A 23,786-nucleotide genomic window follows, 5' to 3' on the forward strand; every position below is an offset into this window, starting at 1 on the left:
TCAAATAGCTATTGGTCGACGTTGAATTCTGAATTGGGGCTTGTGCATTCTTCTTTCATTATCTCGAGACCTAACCGAAAGCACTCTCGCCAGGCTTGTTCGACATCAGGTGAATAATAGGGATCGCATTGGCTGACGGTTTCCAATAAGCAGTTAAGCCAAGTTTCATAATCAAGCGGGCTGACGCCAACGCCTTCTGGGCCATGCCGCTTTCCGAAGAACCGAACAGAGTCTCGTGCTCCAGCTGACGTTGGCGCCAGCAATATAATTACGATGGACGCTTTCAGCATTTTTATTTGCTTTTGCATGTCGACACTGGCAAACATCTGGCGGAACTTAGCCTCTTTCAGGCAAAATCGTTCATAGAATATCTCGAAGAAACGAGGGTGTTGATTGCATCTCGCGTAGCTGTCGTTAAAGACTTCATGGACACCCATCTCTACCCCTTTGAAATTGATAATACTTTTAAGTATTCATTCCCCTATATAATACGAGTATGCAGCCAAATGTCACATAAGCAACTAAATTTATATTAAGTGTGAAAGTCGTTGGGTTGGGGCTTAGATAGCGAGAGCCCTTATTATTGAACGATAGTAGGCAAAACCAGTATTGTCCTAGAGCTCATTGTATTTCTTTGCGCTTCCAAAACACTTATCAATAGGATATTTTTGTTCATTCTTAGCCAGCTTCTTCTGACATGCTGCCATAATGTCTATATCACATTTGTCTGCCAGCCTTAGCAAATACATCAGTACATCTGCGATCTCTTCCTCAAGGTGTTCTTTTTTGGCTGCTGGTAAGTGTTCACTCTGCTCTGGCGTTAACCATTGGAATATTTCAGTGAGCTCACCCACTTCACCACTCAATGCCATCGCAAGGTTTTTGGGTGAGTGAAATTGCTCCCAATTTCGTTTTATGGCGAACTGCGCCAGTTGGTGTTGGAGTTGTTTAATTTCCGAAGTCATATCAGTCTCTTTCTTGGCACTGTTTGGGCTGATCAATCATAGCATTGTGCTAGCACTGTATTGCTATGATTATTTCAGCTTCTTATACGCCGGTATGTTCAGCGTGGAAGAACTTCTTTCGATACACACCCTGTAATGCTTCCAGGGTACACAGAAACAGGCCCAGCCAGATCAAGCCGAAGCTGACTGCTTTGATTTCATCGAAGATCTCTCCGAATAGGAATATGGCGAGCAGAAATTGTAGAGTAGGTTCAATGTATTGCATTAATCCAACCATTGTCAGGCTAGTCCGGCTAATGGCTAATGCAAAGAAAATAAGCGGAGCAAGTGTAACAGGCGCCGAACCGATATATAACAGTAGCGTGGTTAAGTCGGATGATAGGGCGATACTATTTCCAGACAGGCCTTGTACCGTCATAAAAGCTAATGCCAGGGGGGCAAGGATAGCCGCTTCTAGGGTCACTGATGTCATAGCATCATAGCGGGTATATTTTTTACACAGGCCGTAGAGCGCAAAAAAGCTACCCATGACCAGTGAAATCCAGGGCAACTCACCATAGTGCCAAACTTGATATCCAATGCCTGCGATGGCAAGTATTACAGCGGCTGACTGCGCGTGTGACAGCCGCTCTTTGAGAAAGATGACACCGAGCGCAATGGCAAACAACGGGTTAATGAAAAAACCCAGGCTGGCGGCGAGCACCTGGTCATGGGTGAGAGCCCAGGTGAAGGCATACCAGGAAATGCACATAATTAAGCTGGCGATAGCTGTTGCTACGAGTGAGCGCTTATCTGCCCATAGTGTTTGCATCGAAGGGAAAGGCCGACGTAGAAGCCCTATGGCGATCAGCATTACGGGTACCGAGAAGATAATCCGCAGAGCAAGTAGCTCGTTTATATCTGCTTCAGGTAGGAATTGGTAATAAAGTGGCAAAATGCCCCATAGTACAAATGAAAAAGCGGCCAACGCATTTCCGGCACGGTGAGATTGCATACAGGCGTTCCAACAGTATAAAGGTAATGGGCGAGTATTTCTGGCGCTATTTTGTCACTTAACCTGAGTGGGATAAAGGAATTTATATGACAAATAAATACGATGAATATGAGAGGTGAAAACTAACACTACTTAGAATCATTGCTGCAGGAATTATTTTTTCATCGCAATAACGGTATGGACTAACCAGGCTCTTTTTTCGCCGGTGAGCTGGGCGGAGTATTCGTATTTTTCTTTCCAGGAGACAATATAAAATGAATCAAACAGCTGCTCTAGATCGCTTTTTGAGTGAATGAGAACCGGCAGGTTTTCGTCGTTGCTGGATTCGTCAATGCCAAGAAAGTGACCGCAGAACACGCCACCGCTGCATAAGCTTTCCACAATTTTTGGCCACAGCTGATAAAACTCATTGCTGGAGCAAAAAAACAAGCAGGCACTGGCGTTGATCAGATGGGCTCGGGGAAATGAATAGTCAGCAAAACTGCTAAGTTGTACATCTAAGCTAGGGTTTGAAGCAGCGAGAGGGTGCTCAGACAGTGTTTCAAGGCTCTTCATATCGATATCAAATGCATAGACTCGATAATCTTGTTCGAGAAGATATAGCGTATCTCTACCTGTACCGCAGCCACAGTCAACGGCAACACGGCCCTTTGTTATGTTACCCAGAAACTGATGGGCTTCAATAAGGTGAGCGCGTGGAGGTAACAACTTTTGGTTACTAAGGTAATCCAGCCAATCAACAGTTGCCATGCATGTACCCTCTCTGACCTCAGATCGCACAAACTAACAAAGTATAACGATAGTAAAGTGTCATAATTACTCAATTATTAGAATATAGATTAATGGATTTGATCTGGCCGCCTGTATTTACCGTGTTGATAAGAATTTAATGACGCCAACAGTCAGAAATTTGGTATTATTAACAGGCATCAGGAGCTTAACACTATGTTGAGTCCGTCACCTGTTGCGACTGTAAGCCAGCAGGCCAACGATAAGAGAGAATAGAATGACTAAGCTAACCGCAGATGTTCAAGCGAACTGTGATCTGTTTGTTACCGAAACAAAAGAAACCCAAGTGATTTGGGGGCTATGTAACGAAGAGGGTGACTGGTTATCTGTTGCATCTAGTGAGTTTGAAGACTCTGAAGTAATGCCTTTTTGGTCGAATGAGCAGGATGCGAAATTGCATTGTGCTGATGAGTGGGAAGAGTTTACCGCAACAATGATTCCTTTGGACGTCTTTGTTGAAGACTGGATGATCACCCTGGCAGAAGATGGCGTGCTGGTTGGTTTGAACTGGAATGAGCAGCTTGAAGGTTTAGAGCATGAGCCTTCAGATGTAGCAAAGTTATACCTGTAACGATCTAGCGACGTAGCATCAGGTTACACTAAGCGAAAGCGATAAGCCGTATCTTATTGATACGGCTTTATTGTATCTGGCCCGCACCACTTGTTTTGGCATTGAATTCTTATTAACAGAGATATCGGCTATATTTACAGAGAGTCGTCAAACATGAGGGTATGGTTATGGTACTTTCTGAATGTCGCCAAATGATGGCAGAACATACGATTGTAGAGGCGCGGCTAGTGCATGATTTTTTAAGTGCTGGCTGGGGTATTAACTTTAGAGATGCAGAGGGGAATGATTACCCTATGACCGATACTTACGGCATTCCATGCAGCTATGACTCTTTGAAACAGGCTGAAGACATGGTGCATCAAGTCGGTGATTGCCCTATTACAATTGATAGCTTGTTCCGGTTTGCCGAGCGCTAGCGATTAAGGTTAACTGGAAGGTTAATAGGCGCGTCAAGGAGGAGATTAACGAAGAAAAAAACATTGCACTAAAAAGTACGATCGTGCTAAAAATAATAAGTCGTAGAATATTGAGATGAAAAATGAGCAAAGGCCGCATTACCCGCGAACATATTTTAAAGACAGCCTTTGATTTGGCCAGTCAAGACGGCTTGGATAGCTTGACTATCGGCCAGCTGGCAAAGGCATCAGGGATGTCAAAAAGCGGCCTATTTTCTCATTTCAATTCAAAAGAAAATTTGCAGGTTGCGGTACTGGAATATACCGGTGAGTATTTTGCGCATCGTGTCATCCAACCAGCACGGATTGCAGAACCCGAAAGTATTGAGAAGAAACTTCGGTTATTGCTGAAAAACTGGTTAGATTGGAACCAGTCTTTCCAAGGTAGCTGTATGTTTCTGGATGCCTGGAAGGACGGCAGCGAAACCGATGATCCTGTGCAGCTGGCACTGATGGCAATGACACGCCGTTGGCTGGACTATTTATGTCGTCAGGTAGAAAAGGCAAAGCAAAACGGTGAGTTAAAACCGGAATTGGACACTTGGCAATTTGTTTATCGATTGTACGGTGTGTATCTGAGTTCGCATTTATTTCGTTCCTTGTCACTGGAAACCGCAGAACACCAGCGTTTTTGGTTAGGTATCGAAGATCTTATGAATGAGTCGCGCGTTCAGTAACAGCAATTGTTGGGTTTTCTTATACATTAAAAAAGCACGATCGTTCTTTTTGGAGGTTCAATGAGTAGCAAGATATATTTTAAGCAGGGTAAAGGGGTTAATTTGCGTCGGGGGATGATTAATTTGACCACACGCCTGCATCATATCGTTGCCCCTCGCCATGCAAGGAAAGTGGCGAAGAATCTGCTTCTGACCCCTGAGCGTAGTAAGCGTAAGGTCGCTGAGCCGATTGGATTGATCCGGCGTCAGGTTGATACAACCGAAGGCAAACTGATGACTTACCAGTTAGGTGAAGGGCCGACCTGGATCCTTGGTCATGGCTGGTCGGGGTCATCAAGCCAGTTTTATTCGCTGATGGAGCATATCGCCGCTGCAGGTTATACCGCACTGGCGTTTGACAACCCGGCCCATGGGGAGAGTGAGGGGCGGTATGGCCACTTGCCTGGCTTTGTTAAGGCCTTTGACGAAATGATGGACCAGCAAGATTGTGTTGCCGGTGTTGTCGCGCACAGTATGGGAGGGGCGATGGTGCTGGAAAGCAGGCACTCACATCTGGAAAATAAGCCGATCTTGTTGGTGGCACCGGTGTTGAATTACACTGAGAACTTGGTCAACACTGTAAAGCGGTCTGGCTACTCAATGAAACTGTTTGATGAAGTCGTTGGTGAGATTGCTGAAACCTATCATTATTCTCTGGATTCGATTGATCCGTTGGCACGGCTGAAAGCGCATGCTAGAGCGACAGTGATTGTGCATGACAAGGACGATCGTTTTGCCTCATTTGAGCATTCTGAACAGGCGGGTGAGCTTGAACATGTCAGGCTGCTCGCGACAGAAGGCCTCGGGCATGGACGAATTTTGAATAGTGATCCCCTGAGGCGGGCGTTTGACTCACTGATCTGCCAATAAAAAAAGAGCATCTATGATGCTCTTTTTTATACTTGCGCAACCACCTGATTAGTTTGAATTAACCTGCAGCTGCTCTCGCTCGAGCTCCAGGCGTTCAACCTCTGCATCTAGTTCGGTTATTTTGTCTTGCATCAGTTTATGGCAATAGTCAGCCAATTTTCGGGCGTCCTGTTTGTCATACTGAGAAATATCAATAGGCTCTAACATTTCACAGATGACAATACCGTTATCGCGGCGATTAAGTGAAATTTTATTGTGGGTTGAACTGACACACATCGGAACAATCGGTACCCCGGCTTCAATGGCCATGCGGAAAGCCCCTGTCTTGAAAGGTAGCAGGCCTCGTCCTTTGCTTCGTGTACCTTCCGGGTACATCCAGACCGACAGGTTGCGTCGGTGAATCGCTTCTGCAACCTGCTGAATGGTCCCCCGAGCTTTTGATTTATTCTCGCGGTCAATCAGTATGTTACCTGTGATCCAGTATAGCTGGCCAAAGAAAGGGACCCACAGTAGGCTTTTTTTGCCGATTGAGACCGTGCGCGGCTCAAGCATACCTGGGGAGGTGACAAAATCGAATATATTTTGATGGTTGGAAATATAGACACTGTTTCCGGTATTCGCTACGTTTTCTTTGCCTCGATGAATCAGTTCCAGCCCAACCAGCTTATGTAGCTGGTTAAACCAGCGGCAGAAAAAGCGCACGTGTTTCGGATCACGAGGGCTAAAAAGGCAGTAGGCCAAGGCAAAAAGCGTGGTAAAAATAATGAATATCGCCGCTAGTATTAGGCGGATAAGAGAAAGCACAGTCACTCCTTGTATTACTAGTACTCTGTCTGACGTCATTGGTTTACCTTACTGAAGAGGTCAGAGGAGCGGTAAGAACAGTTTCACAAAAATACAACAAATAGGCCTAAAGATAAATAAATCTGACAGGCAATCAGGACATTTTACATCAATCAGCATAATAATAATCTAATCAAGTCAATTAATTATGATGGCTTGTTGCCACATGAACTATTTGGTTTAACTTCAATTAGCTCAATCGTCATTACCAGCCAACACATTGAGGTGAAGTGATCTTGTTGATCGCTAGAAGTGCCATTGTCCATTTCTTTACCCATAAAATTATGGCTTAGCATGTAAACATACAACGTCAGTGTGAAGTCAATCGCATGCGTTTACATTCATCCAGATAAAGCTGGAAACCATTGATAATTAAAGAGATAAATAAGCATGATTTTAGTGCCGCTTGACCGAAACTGACCTGAAAGTATGCGATCAGCGGTGTGAAATCTCTTCTGTTGTGTGGAGTTTTAGAGGCGAGTGTATGCTCCGCCTCTTTTTTTTGCCTGTCGCTGGTGATTAAAGAACCTTAACCATGTTATAGCGCTCGAACGGTATATTGTTTCTAAGTGATATTTCCTTTTCTATCAGCTCAAACCCTAATTGCTCGAATAGGCCTTTTGATACTTTGCTGGCGGTCACACTCAGGCTTGTTTGTTTTTTTGCCAAGGCAATAGCTTCAAGTGCTGTATAGATCTGTTTTCCCAGCCCACGGCGGGAATACTCAGGTAAAACATACAGCAGTGTTAGATGGTTAGCCGGGTGAAGTTGCCCAAAAGCGATAGGTTGGTTTTTCTCATCAACGGCAACCAGCGTATGGCCTTGGCTAACGAGTGCTTCAAACTCATCAAAATGTGAGCGGGGGTAATCAGCCCAGATTGAGACTTGCTCAGGGGAGTAAGCATGCTGGCCGAGCTTGGATGCGGCTTGATGATAGATGTCAGCAATGGCGTTAATATCATCGCTGATAAATACCCTGAGTGGATAGATATTCATTGGGCTAAACCTTCCTTGATTTGGGTTGATAGACAATTTGGTTGTTTTTATAGCAAGTAATGTCAGGATTCGATAGCGCCTCTGTTCAAAACTGTGGATTGGTATAATCTATAGTGAAACTAAGAAAGAACAGATTGCAAAGGCAAAGCTGACGATAATTTTGCCAGTGAGTTCATTGGATTCTGTTGAAAACTAAGAATATTTGCGCTGTGAATCATATTTCTATTTTTTTGCCTGTGAGTTTATTGATAGTAGCTCTTTCAGGTTGTTCGTCCACACCTGTTGTGGATGAGGCGGCCCCTGAGCCTAAAAGTGTTGATTTGGCCAATCGCCACCAGGCAAAACAACTGCCGGTTAAACTCCCGCCGCCGCCATCATTTAACATGGTCTATAAGTCTTGGAAAGGAACCCCATACCGGCTTGGGGGAAGTAGCAAACGCGGAATAGACTGTTCGGCTTTTGTACAAGTTGGTTATTCCAGCGTGCTCAATCAATGGTTGCCAAGAACAACGGGCGAGCAGGCTAGAATGGGCAAGTGGATCCCCCTCGCTCAAGCGAAAGAAGGTGATTTGGTGTTTTTTAAAACGGGACGAAGCCTGAGGCATGTCGGGATCTATCTCGGTAATTCCGAGTTTCTGCACGCATCAACATCTCAGGGTGTCACTATTTCAAGGCTGAATAATCCATATTGGCGGCGAGTCTTCTGGCAGGTGCGAAGAATACAAATCTAATAACGGATATTTTTCCGTCTTTACACTCTAAATTGCGCCCACGATCTCGCAAAAATGGCCAACCCCTCCCATACTTTTGCTGTAGGAATAATTTCCTGGAGGTGAACATGGCCATGGCACTTAAAGTAGGGCAATTCCTCAATAGTCACAATGTGGATTTCAGCCTTACCCAACACCGTCATACCGACACATCTTTCAGTTCTGCTATCTCTGCGCATGTACCAACTTCGCAGGTGGCGAAAGCCGTTATGCTCAAAGATCAGAATGGTGAATACCTAATGGCTGTTGTTCCATCGAACCGGCGGGTTATGATTGACAAAATTGGCCGAATGATGGGCAAACAGTACTTCTTGATCGGTGAGCATGAACTGCCACAGATTTTTCAGGATTGCGATCCTGGGGCAGTTCCTTCGCTAGGACAAGCTTATAAGGTTAGTATGTTGGTAGACGATCTTTTGCTTGAGCAAGATGAACTCTATATAGAATCAGGGGATCATGAAAACCTGATCCATTTGGACAACAAGCAGTTCCACAAAGTGATGCATGATATTCCGCATCAAAATATTAGTGGTTATCGCATGATGTTTTCTCAGGAGCATGAAGGTAGGCACTGGGACTGGGAATGAGGGTTAGAATAGGGTAGATGAAACACCCGGCGTAAAATAAAAACACCCGCATGATCATCAAATCATGCGGGTGTTTGGTTTTATCGGGAAGGTGACTGGCCTAGGCGAATAGTATTCTTAGCCATAATCCAGGTGGTGTACTGACACCGATAGTAATAGAGGTGATTTCTCCATCCTTTACAATCATGATGGTGGGGGTAGCACTGATCCCCCACTCTCGGCCGAGTCTACCTTGATTGTCATTAAGTACCCTAAATGAATAATCATGGTTTGCCATATAGGCATTGAGTCGCCTGTTATCCCCGGAGGAGAGGGCTACGGTGACCACTTCATACTGGTCACTGGTACTCATCCAATTGACTGTCGGGGAAACAAATTTACAGGCAGGACACCAAGTGGCCCAAAAATAAATCATCACGGGCTTTTTATGGCTAAGTGCGATCAAATCGATGTCTTCGCCCTCAATGGTTTGGGTTATGAGCGCGGGAATCTTGCCTTCAGGCATATCCTGGCTGCGCCAATAGTCCATCATCGTGCTGAAGATGACTAATACGATGGCGATCACCATACCTTCTTTAAGCCAGTATTTGGCCCCCCGCCGCTTCTTGGCAGGTTTTTCGGTATCTGTTGTCGGAGTTTGCTTCTTCATCTCTTACTCCTGGCCGCCAGCTGCCTTGATAGCCTGTATCACCTCACTGCTACTTAGAATAACAGGTAGGGGGATCCCTTGTGGTGCATTCGGGCCATAGACAATATTGAACGGGACGCCAAAACGCCCGTTGGACTGAAGGTAGCCAGTCACGTAGTCTGAAGGTTTGGTCCAGTCACCTCGCATCAATACAGTACTTTTTTCTGCAAGCTTTGAATAAATGGGCTCTTGTAGCAATACGCCGATTTTGTTGGCTTTACAGGTTATACACCAATCCGCTGTTACATCGACAAATACGGTTTTTCCCTCGCTGACGGCCTGCGTGATCTGATCGGTATCTAACGGTTGCCAACTGTGATCTGCTGGTAGAGGTGTTGCCCATTGCTCGGCAGTAACACTGCCTATGATCAATCCTCCAGCGCTGCCAAATACCAGTAATGCAGCAGCCATAATGACAGGCTTATGGCCTTTGATTTTGCCTAGCCGCCACAGTAGGGCAATAGCGAGGATACTTCCGGTGACGATCACCAGCAAAGTGCTGAAAAAGTTAGTCATCAGGCTAAGTAGCCACAGACTCGTTGCCAACATCATAAAGCCAAATACAGTCTTTAGCTTGTTCATCCACAGGCCTGGTTTTGGCATGAGTCTGGCTAGTGAAGGGAAGGCGGCTATGACCAGCCAAGGGGCAGCCATACCAACGGCCAAGGCAGTAAAGATAGCAACAAGAGTGACGAAGTCGGCACCCAAGGCGAACGCGACAGCGGTACCGAGGAAAGGGGCGCTGCAGGGCGTGGCCAATAAGGTGGCAAACATTCCCTGGACAAAGTGGCCCAGATAGGAATCATCCCCACGAGTGGCGAGCCAGGTGTTTGTATTGCTGGAAAGACGGAACTCGAACAGGCCAAACATGTTGGCAGCAAACAGGCCAGTGATCAGCACCATTGTACCGATGAAGTAAGGGCTTTGAAATTGTACTCCCCAACCGAGTGCCTGACCAGACAGCTTAAGTGCAATCAAAAAGCCGGCTAAGAGCCAGAAAGAGGTGAGAATGCCAGCCGCTGAAGCAAGGAACTGGGTCCGGATTTGGCGTTTTTGTAATTTTTCAGCAGCAATCACACTACTGAGTTTCATCCCCAGTACCGGAAGTACACAAGGCATGATGTTGAGTATTAGCCCGCCAAGCAGGGCAATGGCAATAATCTCCAGTAGGTTAGAATCAGTCGCTGCTGGGATTGGCAAGTCAGTTACAACTCCTGTTAGCTCGACCGCGATATCGCTGTCACTGATCGTGGCATTTAGGGTTTGGTTGAGTAAATCAGGTGTACCAAACCAGCTACTGACTTTCATTTGTGCGATGAACTGGTTGCCTTCAACATGGATTGTCGGCGTGTTAAAAGATGAGTCTTTGGCTTGCTGCGAATCACCGTCGATAAAGATATCTGGTTGTTTCCAGCCCTGCGGGTTTGTGGCAACGATAGAAAGGGTTTGGTTGCTTCTATCCCAGGATATTTGATCAACAGAGATGGCTGAGGATTGTTTAGGCACATGGCTCATGCCCTGGTTGTACAGGTGCATGGCTTCTTCAGAAGCACTCAGGGTTGCTGGGTTGAAATCCAGGGTGAGCTCATAATCTGTCAACACACAGATATTGGTGCATGATGACATTGTTAACTTGCCCGACAAAAAGACAGGCTTGTTGATGTTTTCGACATGCAGGGTCATCGGGAATACGATGCGCTTCTTGTACCCCAGAGTTTCAACACCGAGAAATTCATAACGCTTCGGCATTGGCCAGTGCCAGTCGACACCTGTTAGGTTATTCGACAGGGACCAATCGATACTGGGTGCTACGCCACTTTCACCAGGGCTGCGCCAGTAGGTTTTCCAGCCAGTATCAAGCTTGACTTCAAGTAGTGCTTCAACCGTGTTCGCCTGCGGGTCGTGTTGCCCTGTTAGCATATATCTTACTTCAACTGGCGGGTGCTGTGGGTTCAAGATCCAGCCGGTACTGTATTCGGTTGCAAGTGCCGATAATGGTACTAAAGAAGCGGCAAGCGCGGCGATTAGGGCCAAGCTTGCAAGCAATGAGGAAAGTTGTTTTTTCAATGTATGTACTCCAATAAACCTTAGACAAATTAGTGCCGGTAGGATCCGGCCGAGAGAGCCACAGGTTTTATTCTCGGAATACACATAACGTCAGGTGGCGCCGCCGGGTTGGGGGAATGGGTTCTGTCAGTATTGGAACCAGGAATGGAGTCCCGATATAAAGAGCAATCAGCAGGAACAGAATGCTAAAACTGAGCAGAGCATGCTCCAGGGATTGCTGGTGAAGCTGCAGCAGATGATCTGTTAAGTCACATTTTTTCTCTGCGATAGGGAAAGAAGTCGATAAATCATCAGGTGATTCAATGCTGATCGGCGAATTTAGCGGGCACGACGAAACGATGCCTGTGTTTTGTCCAGCGCAGACAAAAATCACTAGCATGACCAACCATAATGACCACTTAGCACTTTGGTGACGGTTCACCCTGCGATCCATCTTGCTCTCCTACATTGCAGTGAAAGCTATGACCGTTGAAGGCGGTAATAGTTTCAACCCAGGCACATTTTCTTCGTTTTACTATCTAACTTCAAGTTGGTGCTGCGCTTATTGCTAGTGATATTTTTATCTCCAGGCCTGTATGTTTTAGCATTATTGTCATAAACGACTATTATTATTCGGTTAATGTAGGCAATGATGTCTGATTGATATGCAGTATTGTTGCCGGTGTTTAATTAATCAGTAGCATTTATATACTCTGGATATGTTTCAGGAAACGAGCATGGCAAAGTTAGATCAAAAATTTAGCAAAGAGTCTAAGTTCAAAAACAAATTCGATCTGGAAGATGACTTTCGAGACTACAACCAGCAGCCCAAGAAGAAAAAACGCCGAAATGTCAGACAGCGTGATGAGTACTCAGCGTATGATAATAACCTTTGATTCTAAAGAATAGACGGTTGGTATTGGTTTGATATTACCTGCAAAGGGCATTCAATGAGAATGCTCTTTTGAAATTAAGCACCCCAAACTCGGAGGAGATTGAACTGTTTGTTACCCACAAGAGTGGGCATGAGTATGGAATTATGGTTGATGGCAAAAAGGCTATGAGGGTTATATAGTCGCTTGGGTGTGTATGGGGTAGTCGCTAGCTTGGATCAATATTTTCTGTCAAGTTTGATGTATACTGCCACCAGTTAACTAAGAGTAATGTAAGAGTTGTAACATGCTAGATAACCTAAACATCCCTGAAGGTATTGAGAAAGAGCCTGAACTTCCTATCCCATCAATCGAAGACCAAAAGCGTATTGTTGAAGAGCTGAAGCGGTTGGAAGAAGCTGGTGAACTGACGCCAGAGCTACTGGAAGAATATATGACAGGTAAGCGGTCATTAGAAAAAGATAGTTAAATTAACTGTTTAGCGACCGAGAACCTATGAGCGGCACATTTGCAAAAATGTGTCGTTTTTATTTTTCTTTTATAAAGTAGGGCAATATAACTGATATATACATCCCATTTCTTCTATTGGTATAAATAAAAGCCGTCAAATCCACCTACACTCACCGCCATAAAAATGACGAAACCCGCGATTGTTAGTTACAGTAATGTCAAATTTGGTGATTTAGGCAAGGAATGGTGATGAAAATACTGTTTGATCTTAAAGGGATAAATAACCGCTTTAAAATTGTCAAAAAAAATCAGCGCTATTACATCTTTTCAAGAAAATATTTCCTTTTTTGGATTAGCGACGGTCATGTTTACGTTTCCAGACAGGAAGCGAAGCATTCACTGCCTTTAGTAACATGAAGCTTGCAGTCGCGGTGGCATTCAATGGGTTGATATGTCCCCGGCGATGAGAGAGCCGGGGAAGGTTGTTGTATATCTGGAGTAGGGATTTTAGCTTAAAGCGGGCTGGTGGTTTTTAATTGCCCTGGTTGTGAATGCTAGATATAGAACTACCAAGCTACAAGGAGCTAACCAACTCAGGTGACTGTTGTAGAGAGGAAGCCATTGTAAGAGCATTCGATCAAGCGAGTTGTTCATTGCCCCCAATACCGAGATAGTATCAACGCAACCAAAGGTAAATGCAGTCAGTACCAGGTACTTCAATTTTGCATTATGTGTGAGTGACAGTGAAGCCGCAAAGACTAGGGCAATGGCGATTGGGCATAACACAAGGATCAGTGGCAAACTGAATGCAATGAGCTGCTCAAGCCCGAAGTTAGCCACGATAGCGGTTAAGCCTGTAACAATTGTTGCTCCTTTGGTAAAAGAGAGCTGATACGTGCTTTCAAAATATTTGGCATTGGCATTGGTTAGGCCGATGACTGTTGTTAGGCAAGCCGTAAGGGTAATGGCAGCAAGTAAAAGCTGACCAACAGGGCCTAATATCGCAGCAGCATAAAGTGTAAGAATTGTCCCGCCATTACTTGCGGCTGCAGCAATTGCAGATGAGCTGGCCCCAAGGTAACCCATTGCAAGATAACAGGTAGACATCAATAGAACATAGATACTGGCAACGATATAGCTGTAGTACTTTATATCAGCCTTGCTTGTTATTCCTTTCGCTTTGATTGCCTGAATGATCACCCAGCCGAATGCGACGGCTGCTATGGCATCTAAAGTCATATAACCTTCCAGTAGTCCACTGACTAGAGGCGATTGTTGGTAATTCATTGTTGCTTGGGTGGTTGAACCCTGCGGGTTGAAAATCGCCGTGATGACGAGGACACCTAGCATGATTATTAAGGTTGGAGTCATGAATTTACCGATAATGTCTACAAGCTTCCCCGGTTTGATTGCTAACAGCAGACTGAGGGCGCAGAAGCCGATAGAGAAGGCAAATAGATGGCTCTCGCCAACAAAAGGCTTGAGGCCCATTTCATAGGCAACTGTGACGGCTCTCGGTAAAACAAAAGCGGGACCTAACGTGATAAAGACTGTTAACCAAAACGTTTTTTCAAGCCACGAAGGGAGTGATTGGGTTAGTTTATTTACGGCGGAAAGGCGCCCTAGTATAACAATCGTCAATGCCGGAAGCCCGACGGCTGAGATCAGAAAACCTGCCATTGCGGTTAACCAGTTTTCACCAGCTTGCTGGGCCATCATCGGGGGGAAAATAAGATTACCTGCACCTAAAAATAGTGCAAAGGTTGTAAAACCAATCGCTGTAATATCTCTTTTTCTCAAGGGAACCACCTTCATCTAATGAGTCAGCAGGGTGGTTAGAAAAGAGAGGAAAGGTGCTCTGTTTTCGCCAGCCATACTGACGAAAAGCAAAGCCGTCAGCGTCAGGAAATGACGACGACGACAGAGACAAGCGTGTAAGCAGCTACGCAAGTCGTTACTTGCGGGCAATCTGTCATATCTTCAGCGACTTGGTTGCGCATACTTCACACCGGGAGTTAATTTAATTGCCATTAACTTAATAGCAGCATGATCGACTGTAAAGCGTTATTTTTCTCTATCATTGATAAAATAGTACATCGAAGGTTGTATTGTTTAGTTGGTCTTTGGCTAACACAATGATTTTAAATATTATTGCAGATATGGAAGTGTTAAAGGCAGTACAATGTTCGGTGCTGCCTATTGAACTGAGTGAGCGTAATTTATCCGTTTAACAGTATATTTAGCTCATTGAGCGTGGTGACTTCATAGTTAGGCTCGATCCCTTCTGGGGCTTGCACGCCATGGCTATTCAGCCAGCATGTATGGATCCCGGCATTCATTCCACCAAGAATATCTGAGTGAGGGTTATCCCCAACCATCAGTACGTCGTCTTTCTCCGGGTGCCCCATTTGCGAAAAAGCAAAGTCAAAGATGCCACAATCTGGTTTAGCGACACCGACTTGTTCAGAGATGATCAGTGTCGAGAAATAATCTTGGAAACCGGTACGTTCAAGTCGAACTTGTTGAAGCTCGGTAAAGCCATTGGTGATGATACCAAGCTTTGCTCGGTCTTGAAGATTATGCAATAACTCTTTTGCTCCCGGTAATGGCGCGCAGATATCGGCCATCGCTGTCAGGAAGGCACTGTTGATAAACTGAGTGGTGACTTTTAGCTTTTCCGCCCAAGGTTGAAAACGAATGTTCTGCAGTTGCTCTGCAGTGATAACTCCATCTTGGTAATCAACCCAAAGTGGCTTGTTCACTTTTTGATATTCCGCGTAGTCACACTGAGTAAATTCAATACCAAGGCGAGAAAACATTAAATTCAGCCCTTGATAGGCATCAAAGTGAAACAGGGTTTCATCAGCATCAAAGAGAATCCATTTATACTTCATTCATTATCGTCCGGGGTTAAGTCTATTCACGTGAGGTGATAGCCTGAAAAATCTTTAATAACATATACATTCTATCTCTCTTAGCTGCATTAATGCTAGTTGGATATGCAGTTGAAGGCTCAGATTAGTGTTGGAGAGTAAGCTTGAGGGAGCTTTCAACCTCTATAGCCTAGCTACCCATGAATAGGTAAATATGCTTATTTGGCATATCTGGCTTGTTATTCTGTTTAATTAACTATACTTGGTGGTAGAGAAAGAAAGACATGGAGAACACCGTAAATCTGCAGTTGTTTCTTTTATTTGATGCTAAGGAGTGTAATGAATGGTTGATGAAATACAGTTCTACGAGCCAGACGAAAGCCACGGATTCTTATCAAACTTCGCACCTAGTCCAATTTTATTAAGTGATATTGTGTGGCCAACAAGTGAGCATTATTATCAAGCTCAGAAGTTTGTTGAACCTGAAATTCAACAGCAGATTTTAAATTCAGCAACGCCAGACGAAGCGTTTAGTTTAAGTCGTCAATATGCAGATAGAGTCAAAGATGATTGGATGGAAGTACGTAGTGCTGTCATGCGTTTTATTGTGTTCGAAAAGTTTCGTCAAAACCCTCGATTAGCGCATTTGCTTGTTAGTACTGGTGATAGGGTGTTAAAGGAGCACTCCCATAAGGATAATTACTGGGGGGACGGTGGTGATGGTAGTGGAAAGAATGAGTTAGGTAAGATCCTGATGGATGTACGGGATTACTTTGCTAATAAAGAGCCCTTCAATCTTGTCCACTTTGTTGACAGTGCAAAGCTTCCAACCCAGTGGGGTACATTTCAGATGTACGGCTTTATTGAGCAGGCCACAGGCAAAGAGCACTTAGCTCTGGTTTATGGTGAACTGGATCCGGATTCACCGCCTTTGATCCGCTTGCACTCAGAGTGCCTGACAGGTGATGCGTTATTTAGTGCACGTTGTGACTGTGGTTTTCAGTTATCCAGAGCGATGGAAAATATCGTTAATGCAGGGAGTGGTGTATTATTCTATTTGCGTCAAGAAGGACGCGGAATAGGTTTAATTAATAAGATTAGAGCCTATCACCTGCAAGATGACGGTGCCGACACAGTAGAAGCGAATGAACGGCTTGGCTTTGCCGCGGATATGCGCGATTATTCTTTTTGCCGGGGAATGTTAAGTTTTTTAAATATTAAGTCGGTCAGGCTAATGACTAATAATCCACGTAAAGTAAAAGCCTTAACTAATGCCGGGATTAATATTGTTAAGAGAGAGCCTTTGCAAGAAGGGAATAATCCGCACAATGAAAACTATCTAAAAACAAAAGCCTCAAAGCTTGGTCACATGTTTGATTCTGAGTTTATTAAGTAATACTGTTTTCCCCATTAATAAAAATGCAGCTTTAGCTGCATTTTTTAGGGTTTTCAGCTATCACAGTAGTGATAGCTGGTTCATTAACATTCAAAGTATGATATTAAAAATAATTGCTTACTATGTTATCAATAACGCCAGATGTTTTTAATTCCTTAAGTTTTGTGTTGATAAAACCTTGTACTTTAGTATCCATGTTTGGATCAAACGCCAAGTAAATAGGGTAGTCAGGAATAACGGAACTGAACGATTTAATATCATACTGGGAGAGCTCTTGATTTTGCTGCGACAGATTATACTTTACTCGAGACTCCATCTCTACAAATGCAGTATCACCCGGTAATTTCTTAATAACACGAAATGCCGCACTATAATCCTTAACCCTAAGCTCCTCGACACTTCCTTCTTTGAAGTATGGCGTTAGTTGAGGATAGTCAAAACCATGAAGCAGTACTACGACCCTGTCATTCATGTCTTGCATTGAATTGAAATCAAACGAATTCTTATGGCTGCTTACTAACACATGCTTCACGTTGTAAATGGGAGTGTCGGATAAGTTTTCTGCTTGCACTCCTCCCCAGTTGGGGCTGCCGTATGTGATCCAATTGGATTTTCCACCCGCTTCAAGCAGTGAGATCATCCTATTGAAAGGATAGGTATGATAGTCAATTTCATACTGGCTGCCTTTAAATATCGCTCGTACGATGTCAGTGACAATACCACTATGTTTATCATTGCCATTTTCAATTTGAAACGGACTCGCTTGTTTGGCGATGACGTAATAGTTTACGGTATCTGCATTGATTGAAAAGCTTGAGCAAGCTAACGTTACTGCGGTTGAAAGAGAAAAAAGTTTATTCATTTTGTGTCCTTACCTTAACTATCCAGTTGAAGAGGCTATTATTATGTTAGTAGAAGAAGGATAAGATGCGAGTTTAAGGATGAATAAAACGTATCAGGAAATAAAGCCTAAACGAAGAATGGGTATAGCGAGGCAAATACTATTTTCAATTTTGTTAATTAGCTCACTTTTTACCTTGCTGTCGACTTGCCTGAACCTTTACCTTGACTATAAGGAAGATTTGGCAAGCATAGAAGAAAGATTTGTCCAAATAGAAGAAAGTTACTTATCCAGCCTAGTTTCCAGCTTGTGGGTTGAGGACCGTGAACAGCTGGCAACCCAAGCTGAAGGCATTATGCACTTACCCGGGCTTCATTACCTGGAGATTAAAGACAGTGATGGCATTATTATAAGAATCGGCTCTGAGTTGCCTAAACACATGTACCAGAAAACATGGGACATGGTGTATAAGCTGGGTCATAAAGAGTTTAACCTGGCTACGTTAACGGTTCAGTCAGATTTATATGTCGTCTATCAGGGATTAATAGATAAGTTTGTTATTTTGTTGCTGAGCCAGGCCATTCAAACCTTTATTATCGCTATTTTTATCATACTCATTATGTATCGATTGGTTGTTCAACCACTGACACAGATGTCTAAGACGGTCAATGAGTTTGATTCGGATAAGGTGCCAAGAGCAATTCACCTTCAAGAACGCTGGTATGACGATGAAATCTCGATACTGTCACAAAGCTATAATCACTCTGTCGATCAAATTCGGGATCACTACTGTCAGCTTGAAGAGGCTAGAGAATATGCAGAAGAAGCTAACCGCAAAAAGAGTGAATTTTTGGCGAATATGAGCCATGAAATTCGTACTCCGATGAATGGCATCATCGGCTTGTCTAGCTTGATGAGAGAGATGGATATGCCTGAAGATCAAAAAGAGTATGTGAATATGCTCAACACATCATCGCTATCTCTTTTGGATCTAATCAACGATATTTTAGATTTTTCAAAGATTGAAGCCGGACGATTAGAGCTTGAACATAACCTGTTGAATTTGTTTGAGTTGAATAAAGAGGTTGAATCGGTTTTTTTAGTGAAGGCGGCAGAAAAAAGCTTATCCTTTCAATGCTCTATCGATAGGAGTATCAGCCCTATGTTGCTTGGTGATGCAACTAAACTTCGTCAAGTACTGAATAATCTGGTAAGCAATGCCATCAAATTCACAGAAAGCGGTTACGTCCACCTCCATGTACAGCGAGAAGATGAGGATCATCAGTCGATAAGAGTACAGTTTGAGGTTTCTGATAGTGGTATCGGAGTGCCAAAGGAGATGCATGACGCCATTTTTGACAAGTTCCAGCAAGCCGACGGCAGTACCACACGAAAATATGGTGGTACCGGACTCGGATTAGCTATTTGCCGAGAGATTATTCTCCTTATGGGCGGAGAATTACAATTAAGTAGTGAACCCGGAAAAGGTAGTACGTTCTCCTTCGTTCTTTCCTTGGAAAAAAATATTCTCCCTGCTGCTTCTAGCAGTGACAATAAGTTATTATCTGAGCTTTCTGTACTGCTCGTTGATGACAGTATGCTCAACATGAGGATCACTTCGGCACAGCTGAGTAATTTCGGCGCAAAGTCGACGTGCTGTGAAAATGCTACCCATGCTGCAGACTTTGTCCTTCAAGCTATTCATCGAAAAGAGCCGTATGATCTAATCGTTATAGATAAAATCATGCCGGAAGTGAATGGGTTTGAGTTGGCTAAACAACTCAAAATTCAGTTTGCGGAACGCTGCCCTAGGATGATGATGATCTCTGCTGGTCCGGAAGTTGGTGATGAAGATAAGGCGAAAAAATCCGGAATCCGGTCTTATTTGGCAAGGCCGTATAAAGAAAGTAATTTGAAATGGACTGTTCAACAAGTCGTTCGTACAAGCGACATTGGTATTGCAGAAGTGGATGATGACTTGATTGCAATGCCTGGCGGGCAACAACTGATCCAGCCTAAGCAGACAATGCCTGAGGCGTACTTTCATTTAGTGAAGCAGACATCCCGTTTTAAGGCTTCAAACAACGAAAATGTGGCATCAAAAGGCCAACCATCGTCGGAATTGATAGCTTCGCAACAGACAAATTGTAGCAGAGATCAAGCTAAAGTTTTGGTGGTTGAGGACACAGTCGTAAATCAGAAAGTAGCCCAAATGATGTTAGAGAAACTGGGAGTTACAGTTGTTATCGCTGATAATGGCCAAACGGCAATATCAAAATTTCGAGAAGCGAGTTTTGATCTTATTTTTATGGATTGCCAAATGCCGGTGCTTGATGGTTTTAAAGCAACAGAAGCGATTCGTAATTTAGAGTCTGAGGGCCAGCACACACCAATAATTGCGCTGACGGCGAATGTCGTCAAAGAAGAAAAGGATAAATGCTTTGCCTCAGGTATGGATGATTTTGTATCTAAGCCAGTTAGTCAGAAAATGCTGGCACAAATGTTAGAGAGATATTTGCCGTCATCTTGACCTTGTACCGCTGTGATGAAGGTAATTTCAATCCAATATGGGAACGATATTTAACTCGCTCCCATCTGCTGTTGTCAGGCAGGTTTCTGAGATAAGGTGTAGCTAGCATTCTGGTTGTACAGGTTGACGATGACAGTCAGGGTATCTTTGCGGGTATCCTCGGAAATATCTTGAATGACGTAGAAGTCTGAGTCTTTGTTCTTTAAATTCATATCAACGAGTCGCAGTAAGCTATCATCTATGTCACCTTGAATTTCTACCGTCTCAATGAGCTTAAATTGCCCGTATTCTATCTCCGTAGGAGATATCAGTTCAGGTGAAGCCAGTGAGCAAGTTGAGGCTCCGGCCAAGAACAGGGTAAAGATAGCGCGCTTAATCATAGGTCATCATTTTATATTATCAGGCAGTGGCTTTACTCTGCCATGATTGGAACTTTTATTGTCAGGAATACGTCAAATTAGAGTGTGCAGATGCTATCTGTTAGCGATGATTTTCATAAAGTTTTTCCAAAGCGACGGATAGTCCGTTTTCAGTGACGATCCTGATGTGCTCTTTGCTCAATTGCCTAACATTTGTGGCACCGCAGGAGTGGGCAATAAGGCCAATACCATAATGAATATATTTGTTGTAGTTAGCCACCCTCAGGGTTTTGTCTGCTACATTTAGTCCCTGCTGTAGCCTTTTATTATGCGTAGTAATGCCAGTCGGACAAGTATCCTTGTTGCATTGTAGCGCTTGAATACAGCCCAAAGCGAACATGTGCCCCCGTGCGGAAACTACAAAATCAGCACCGAGGGCAATAGCCCAGGCCACTTTAGACGGGGTAATGAGCTTGCCCGAAGCAATGATCTTAATACGGCCCTTTAACTGTCTTTCTTCTAGCAAGGCAACCACGAGGGGCAAGCTTTCTTTTAATGGTAACCCGACGTAGTCCATCAAGGGTTGAGGTGCCGCTCCCGTCCCACCATCTGCGCTGTCAATCGTGATAAAGTCAGGTGCACTTTCTGCTCCTCGGTGCTCGATTTCATCGAGTAGCTGGTTAAACCAGCGCAGAGAACCCATCACGGCTTTAAAGCCTACAGGTTTGCCTGTCACTTCTCGTATCAGGTCGATTTTGTCGAGCAGATCACCGACAGAACGAATATCTCTGTGTCCATTGGGGCTAATTGAATCTTCACCTTCCGGAATACCGCGAATTCGGGCGATCTCTGCCGTGACTTTTTTCCCGGGTAACATTCCGCCTTTGCCTGGCTTTGCACCTTGGCTAATTTTGATCTCAAACATTTTTACTTCTGGGTGGGAAGCGACTTCACGTAACTTGTCTTCGCTTAGCTCACCGTGTTCATCACGTACCCCATATTTTGCAGTGCCAATCTGGAATACCAAATCTGCCTTCCCTTCCAGGTGATATGGGCTTAGGCCCCCCTCACCGGTATTCATCCAGCAACCGGCAATACGCGCACCGTTAGAAAGCGCTCTGACCGCAGGCTTTGAAATTGCACCAAAGCTCATTCCCGAAATATTGAAAATAGAGCTGGTGGTATAGGGGTGGCGACAGTTTTCACCAATGGTGATGGCGGCAGGAGTCACGGCATCCTCCGCTAACGTGGGAAAAGCACAATTCATGAACATAATCGTGCCAGCTGGATCCAAGCTGCGGGTGGAGCCAAACGCGATAGTACGGTCGACATTTTTAGCCGCCTTATATACCCAACTGCGCTCTGCACGGTTGAAGGGCATTTCTTCGCGATCCATGGCAAAGAAATATTGCCTGAAGAACTCGCCTTGTTTTTCAAACAGGTAACGGAATCGACCAATGACAGGGTAGTTATGGCGAATGGCTTGCTTATGTTGCCTGATATCGACGATATACATGTAGATAACAAGAAGAACCCCAAGCCCGATAATAAAAATGAACAGGCCGGACAAAAAGTCGATACTCAGTAGAATAAAATCACCCATACCTCACCTCATTGCGAGTTACCGTCACTATTCAGCAGATTCACAACAAAACCGCAGGTTTTTACCGTAGCCCTGTTACTGACAATAATAAACGTAGCTGAATTATGGCTGTTGGTATAAAGAACGAGCTAGTGAGAGATAATTTCAACCCAAGGTGGGGGAGCGGGCACTCAGGGTGCCCTAACGATTAGAAAATTTCTGAGTGAATGTCAAAATTAAGCGACGGGACTGCTCCTCTCGGCGCCACGCAGCATGGCATGAATCAGCTCATTGGCTTCAAATTTAGTGAGCGCTTCATGAGCGCCAACTTGATGAGCCTGGGAGACGCTGATTTCACTGGAAAGCGACGTATGAAGAATAATATAGGCATGGTTTAAGTTCTGGCTATTTTGAACTTCAAAAGCCAGTTCATAACCGTCGAGACCTGGCATCTCAATATCACTGACCAGAATATCAAAAGGGCTGCCTACATCCGCAGCATGTTGAAGCATGCTTAGTGCATCATGGCCGTTCGTCGCAATGAAATAAGGGATGCTTATGCTTTCGAGAGCTTGAGATAGCTGGCGGCGGGCAACCGCAGAATCATCAACCAGTAAAATTTTTAGCGGTCGAAGGGTTTCACGTTGAACATCAGTCAGAACCGGATGCAAACTATCTGGGCTATCAGGAAAAACTTTTGATAGTAGTAGTTCAACATCGAGCAGCTGAATGAGCTTGTCGTCGACTTTCATTACACCTGTGACAAAGACGTTATCACCTAATGCACTTGGTGGCGCATCAATGTTGTGCCAATTGCATTCCGTGATTTTATTGATGCCCCGCACTAAAAAACCCACGAGCATACGTCGGCAATCGGTAATGATGATGTAACAGTCTTTCAACTCATCTTTGCTAAGTGGCGGATAGCCCACCGCTTTCGCCATATCTATCACAGGTAGTGTATCCCCACGAAGATTGGCAGCCCCTAAAACAGTCGGGTGTGAATGTGGAATAGCCGTCAAAGGCGTATAAGGAACAATTTCTTTTACCTTCAGCGTTCCAATGGCAAATGATTGGAGCGATGTTAGTTGAAAAAGCAGCATCCCTTGAGATTGATTAGTCGCAGTTTTGATCATTCTTCAATCCCTGTTTGCGCGAATAGAAAAGACTCAAGATATATCCCACATAGTAGCTTTTTATTGAGATAAGAGGAATTGATGTTACTGGCTTAGCTGTAAATTCTTGAATTTTGTGAACTCTGGTGAGAGTTGACCATAGTAAATGGAGACTTCAAAGGATTTCATTCTATAAAAAATTGGGTATCTGGCCAACGTACACTATTTCAACTTATTTCTTGCCGTGAATGTTGGGGAGCTGTGTAGCTATAACATTGGTGATGATACGACCTAATTGGAATGAAAGTTCGGTGAAAGGCATAGGTGTTGCATCTTTTTCACTTATTTCCTTGAACTGCCATTAAAAAAAAATAAACTTTTTCGCGAAACAAAAAAACTTCACTAAGAATTATTACGCACTTGATGTGACAACGTTTCAGAGACTGAGAAACGGGTA

At 44.2% G+C, this 23,786-nt stretch carries 25 protein-coding genes; 10 read left to right on the forward strand and 15 right to left on the reverse strand.

Translation table 11 applies throughout. The annotated features are described in order from the left end of the window. Positions 1-8: 8 nt before the first annotated feature. The 4 genes from AC51G0_RS26150 to AC51G0_RS26165 all read right to left on the reverse strand — a co-directional run bounded on the left by AC51G0_RS26150 (position 9) and on the right by AC51G0_RS26165 (position 2,709). Positions 9-437, reverse strand: a complete 429-nt coding sequence (locus tag AC51G0_RS26150; RefSeq protein WP_496302493.1) for a globin family protein — start codon at positions 435-437, stop codon at positions 9-11. A 177-nt stretch (positions 438-614) separates the two neighbouring features. Beyond that, a complete protein-coding gene (locus tag AC51G0_RS26155; protein WP_496302494.1) occupies positions 615-965 on the reverse strand; it encodes a nucleotide pyrophosphohydrolase in 351 nt (116 codons plus the stop codon). A gap of 82 nt (positions 966-1,047) precedes the next feature. Continuing rightward, the gene (rarD, locus tag AC51G0_RS26160) at positions 1,048-1,959 is read right to left on the reverse strand and encodes an EamA family transporter RarD (protein WP_496302495.1); all 912 of its coding nucleotides are present in this window, start codon (positions 1,957-1,959) and stop codon (positions 1,048-1,050) included. 153 nt (positions 1,960-2,112) lie between these two features. Continuing rightward, positions 2,113-2,709 (reverse strand): class I SAM-dependent methyltransferase, encoded by a 597-nt coding sequence (locus AC51G0_RS26165; RefSeq protein ID WP_496302496.1) that lies wholly within the window; start codon positions 2,707-2,709, stop codon positions 2,113-2,115. Positions 2,710-2,965: 256 nt separating this feature from the next. On the opposite strand from AC51G0_RS26165, the gene AC51G0_RS26170 reads away from it, so the two are divergent. The 4 genes from AC51G0_RS26170 (at position 2,966) to AC51G0_RS26185 (ending at position 5,360) form a co-directional block, all read left to right on the forward strand. Then, entirely contained in the window at positions 2,966-3,319 is a 354-nt protein-coding gene (locus AC51G0_RS26170) for a DUF2750 domain-containing protein (protein ID WP_496302497.1), read from the forward strand. 167 nt (positions 3,320-3,486) lie between these two features. Then, complete coding sequence (locus AC51G0_RS26175; protein WP_496302498.1) at positions 3,487-3,735, forward strand: hypothetical protein; 249 nt, start codon at positions 3,487-3,489, stop codon at positions 3,733-3,735. Positions 3,736-3,857: 122 nt separating this feature from the next. Then, positions 3,858-4,451, forward strand: a complete 594-nt coding sequence (locus AC51G0_RS26180; RefSeq protein WP_496302499.1) for a TetR/AcrR family transcriptional regulator — start codon at positions 3,858-3,860, stop codon at positions 4,449-4,451. 60 nt (positions 4,452-4,511) lie between these two features. After that, positions 4,512-5,360 (forward strand): alpha/beta hydrolase, encoded by an 849-nt coding sequence (locus AC51G0_RS26185; RefSeq protein WP_496302500.1) that lies wholly within the window; start codon positions 4,512-4,514, stop codon positions 5,358-5,360. Between the two features lie 48 nt (positions 5,361-5,408). Here the strand turns inward: AC51G0_RS26185 and AC51G0_RS26190 are convergent, their stop codons facing one another. Further along, a complete protein-coding gene (locus AC51G0_RS26190; protein WP_496304209.1) occupies positions 5,409-6,164 on the reverse strand; it encodes a 1-acylglycerol-3-phosphate O-acyltransferase in 756 nt (251 codons plus the stop codon). Between the two features lie 558 nt (positions 6,165-6,722). Next, positions 6,723-7,199: a GNAT family N-acetyltransferase gene (locus tag AC51G0_RS26195; protein ID WP_496302501.1), complete on the reverse strand. Its 477-nt coding sequence runs from the start codon at positions 7,197-7,199 to the stop codon at positions 6,723-6,725. Positions 7,200-7,381: 182 nt separating this feature from the next. Between AC51G0_RS26195 and AC51G0_RS26200 the strand changes: the two genes are divergently transcribed. Both AC51G0_RS26200 and AC51G0_RS26205 read left to right on the forward strand, forming a co-directional pair. Then, positions 7,382-7,930 carry an NlpC/P60 family protein gene (locus AC51G0_RS26200; protein WP_496304210.1) on the forward strand — a complete coding sequence of 183 codons (549 nt, stop codon included), beginning with the start codon at positions 7,382-7,384 and terminating at the stop codon, positions 7,928-7,930. Between the two features lie 113 nt (positions 7,931-8,043). Then, positions 8,044-8,556 (forward strand): aminoacyl-tRNA deacylase, encoded by a 513-nt coding sequence (locus tag AC51G0_RS26205; RefSeq protein ID WP_496302502.1) that lies wholly within the window; start codon positions 8,044-8,046, stop codon positions 8,554-8,556. A gap of 100 nt (positions 8,557-8,656) precedes the next feature. Here the strand turns inward: AC51G0_RS26205 and AC51G0_RS26210 are convergent, their stop codons facing one another. The 3 genes from AC51G0_RS26210 to AC51G0_RS26220 form a co-directional block, all read right to left on the reverse strand. Next, a complete protein-coding gene (locus AC51G0_RS26210) occupies positions 8,657-9,205 on the reverse strand; it encodes a protein disulfide oxidoreductase (protein WP_496302503.1) in 549 nt (182 codons plus the stop codon). Between the two features lie 3 nt (positions 9,206-9,208). Further along, positions 9,209-11,311 carry a protein-disulfide reductase DsbD family protein gene (locus AC51G0_RS26215; RefSeq protein ID WP_496302504.1) on the reverse strand — a complete coding sequence of 701 codons (2,103 nt, stop codon included), beginning with the start codon at positions 11,309-11,311 and terminating at the stop codon, positions 9,209-9,211. Positions 11,312-11,378: 67 nt separating this feature from the next. Further along, positions 11,379-11,744 (reverse strand): hypothetical protein, encoded by a 366-nt coding sequence (locus AC51G0_RS26220; RefSeq protein ID WP_496302505.1) that lies wholly within the window; start codon positions 11,742-11,744, stop codon positions 11,379-11,381. Positions 11,745-12,027: 283 nt separating this feature from the next. Between AC51G0_RS26220 and AC51G0_RS26225 the strand changes: the two genes are divergently transcribed. Beyond that, a complete protein-coding gene (locus tag AC51G0_RS26225) occupies positions 12,028-12,186 on the forward strand; it encodes a hypothetical protein (protein WP_496302506.1) in 159 nt (52 codons plus the stop codon). A 283-nt stretch (positions 12,187-12,469) separates the two neighbouring features. Continuing rightward, positions 12,470-12,652 carry an ATPase gene (locus tag AC51G0_RS26230; protein WP_496302507.1) on the forward strand — a complete coding sequence of 61 codons (183 nt, stop codon included), beginning with the start codon at positions 12,470-12,472 and terminating at the stop codon, positions 12,650-12,652. A 488-nt stretch (positions 12,653-13,140) separates the two neighbouring features. On the opposite strand, the gene brnQ is transcribed toward AC51G0_RS26230, so the two are convergent. Together brnQ and yjjG are read right to left on the reverse strand one after the other, a co-directional pair. After that, on the reverse strand, positions 13,141-14,433 hold the full coding sequence (gene brnQ / locus AC51G0_RS26235; RefSeq protein WP_496302508.1) for a branched-chain amino acid transport system II carrier protein: 1,293 nt from the start codon (positions 14,431-14,433) through the stop codon (positions 13,141-13,143). A 419-nt stretch (positions 14,434-14,852) separates the two neighbouring features. After that, positions 14,853-15,527, reverse strand: a complete 675-nt coding sequence (gene yjjG / locus AC51G0_RS26240; protein WP_496302509.1) for a pyrimidine 5'-nucleotidase — start codon at positions 15,525-15,527, stop codon at positions 14,853-14,855. Between the two features lie 322 nt (positions 15,528-15,849). Here yjjG and ribA point away from each other — a divergent pair, with 322 nt between their 5' ends. Next, entirely contained in the window at positions 15,850-16,902 is a 1,053-nt protein-coding gene (gene ribA / locus AC51G0_RS26245; protein WP_496302510.1) for a GTP cyclohydrolase II, read from the forward strand. A gap of 103 nt (positions 16,903-17,005) precedes the next feature. Here the strand turns inward: ribA and AC51G0_RS26250 are convergent, their stop codons facing one another. Continuing rightward, entirely contained in the window at positions 17,006-17,764 is a 759-nt protein-coding gene (locus AC51G0_RS26250; protein ID WP_496302511.1) for a substrate-binding periplasmic protein, read from the reverse strand. Between the two features lie 79 nt (positions 17,765-17,843). Here AC51G0_RS26250 and AC51G0_RS26255 point away from each other — a divergent pair, with 79 nt between their 5' ends. After that, the gene (locus AC51G0_RS26255; protein WP_496302512.1) at positions 17,844-20,273 is read left to right on the forward strand and encodes a hybrid sensor histidine kinase/response regulator; all 2,430 of its coding nucleotides are present in this window, start codon (positions 17,844-17,846) and stop codon (positions 20,271-20,273) included. Between the two features lie 74 nt (positions 20,274-20,347). Here the strand turns inward: AC51G0_RS26255 and AC51G0_RS26260 are convergent, their stop codons facing one another. The 3 genes from AC51G0_RS26260 to AC51G0_RS26270 form a co-directional block, all read right to left on the reverse strand. After that, complete coding sequence (locus AC51G0_RS26260; RefSeq protein WP_496302513.1) at positions 20,348-20,653, reverse strand: hypothetical protein; 306 nt, start codon at positions 20,651-20,653, stop codon at positions 20,348-20,350. A 100-nt stretch (positions 20,654-20,753) separates the two neighbouring features. Next, the gene (locus tag AC51G0_RS26265; protein ID WP_496302514.1) at positions 20,754-22,235 is read right to left on the reverse strand and encodes an FMN-binding glutamate synthase family protein; all 1,482 of its coding nucleotides are present in this window, start codon (positions 22,233-22,235) and stop codon (positions 20,754-20,756) included. A gap of 215 nt (positions 22,236-22,450) precedes the next feature. After that, the gene (locus AC51G0_RS26270) at positions 22,451-23,350 is read right to left on the reverse strand and encodes a chemotaxis protein (protein ID WP_496302515.1); all 900 of its coding nucleotides are present in this window, start codon (positions 23,348-23,350) and stop codon (positions 22,451-22,453) included. Positions 23,351-23,786 lie beyond the last annotated feature (436 nt).

The sequence above is a fragment of the Photobacterium sp. HL06 genome (assembly GCF_059552575.1).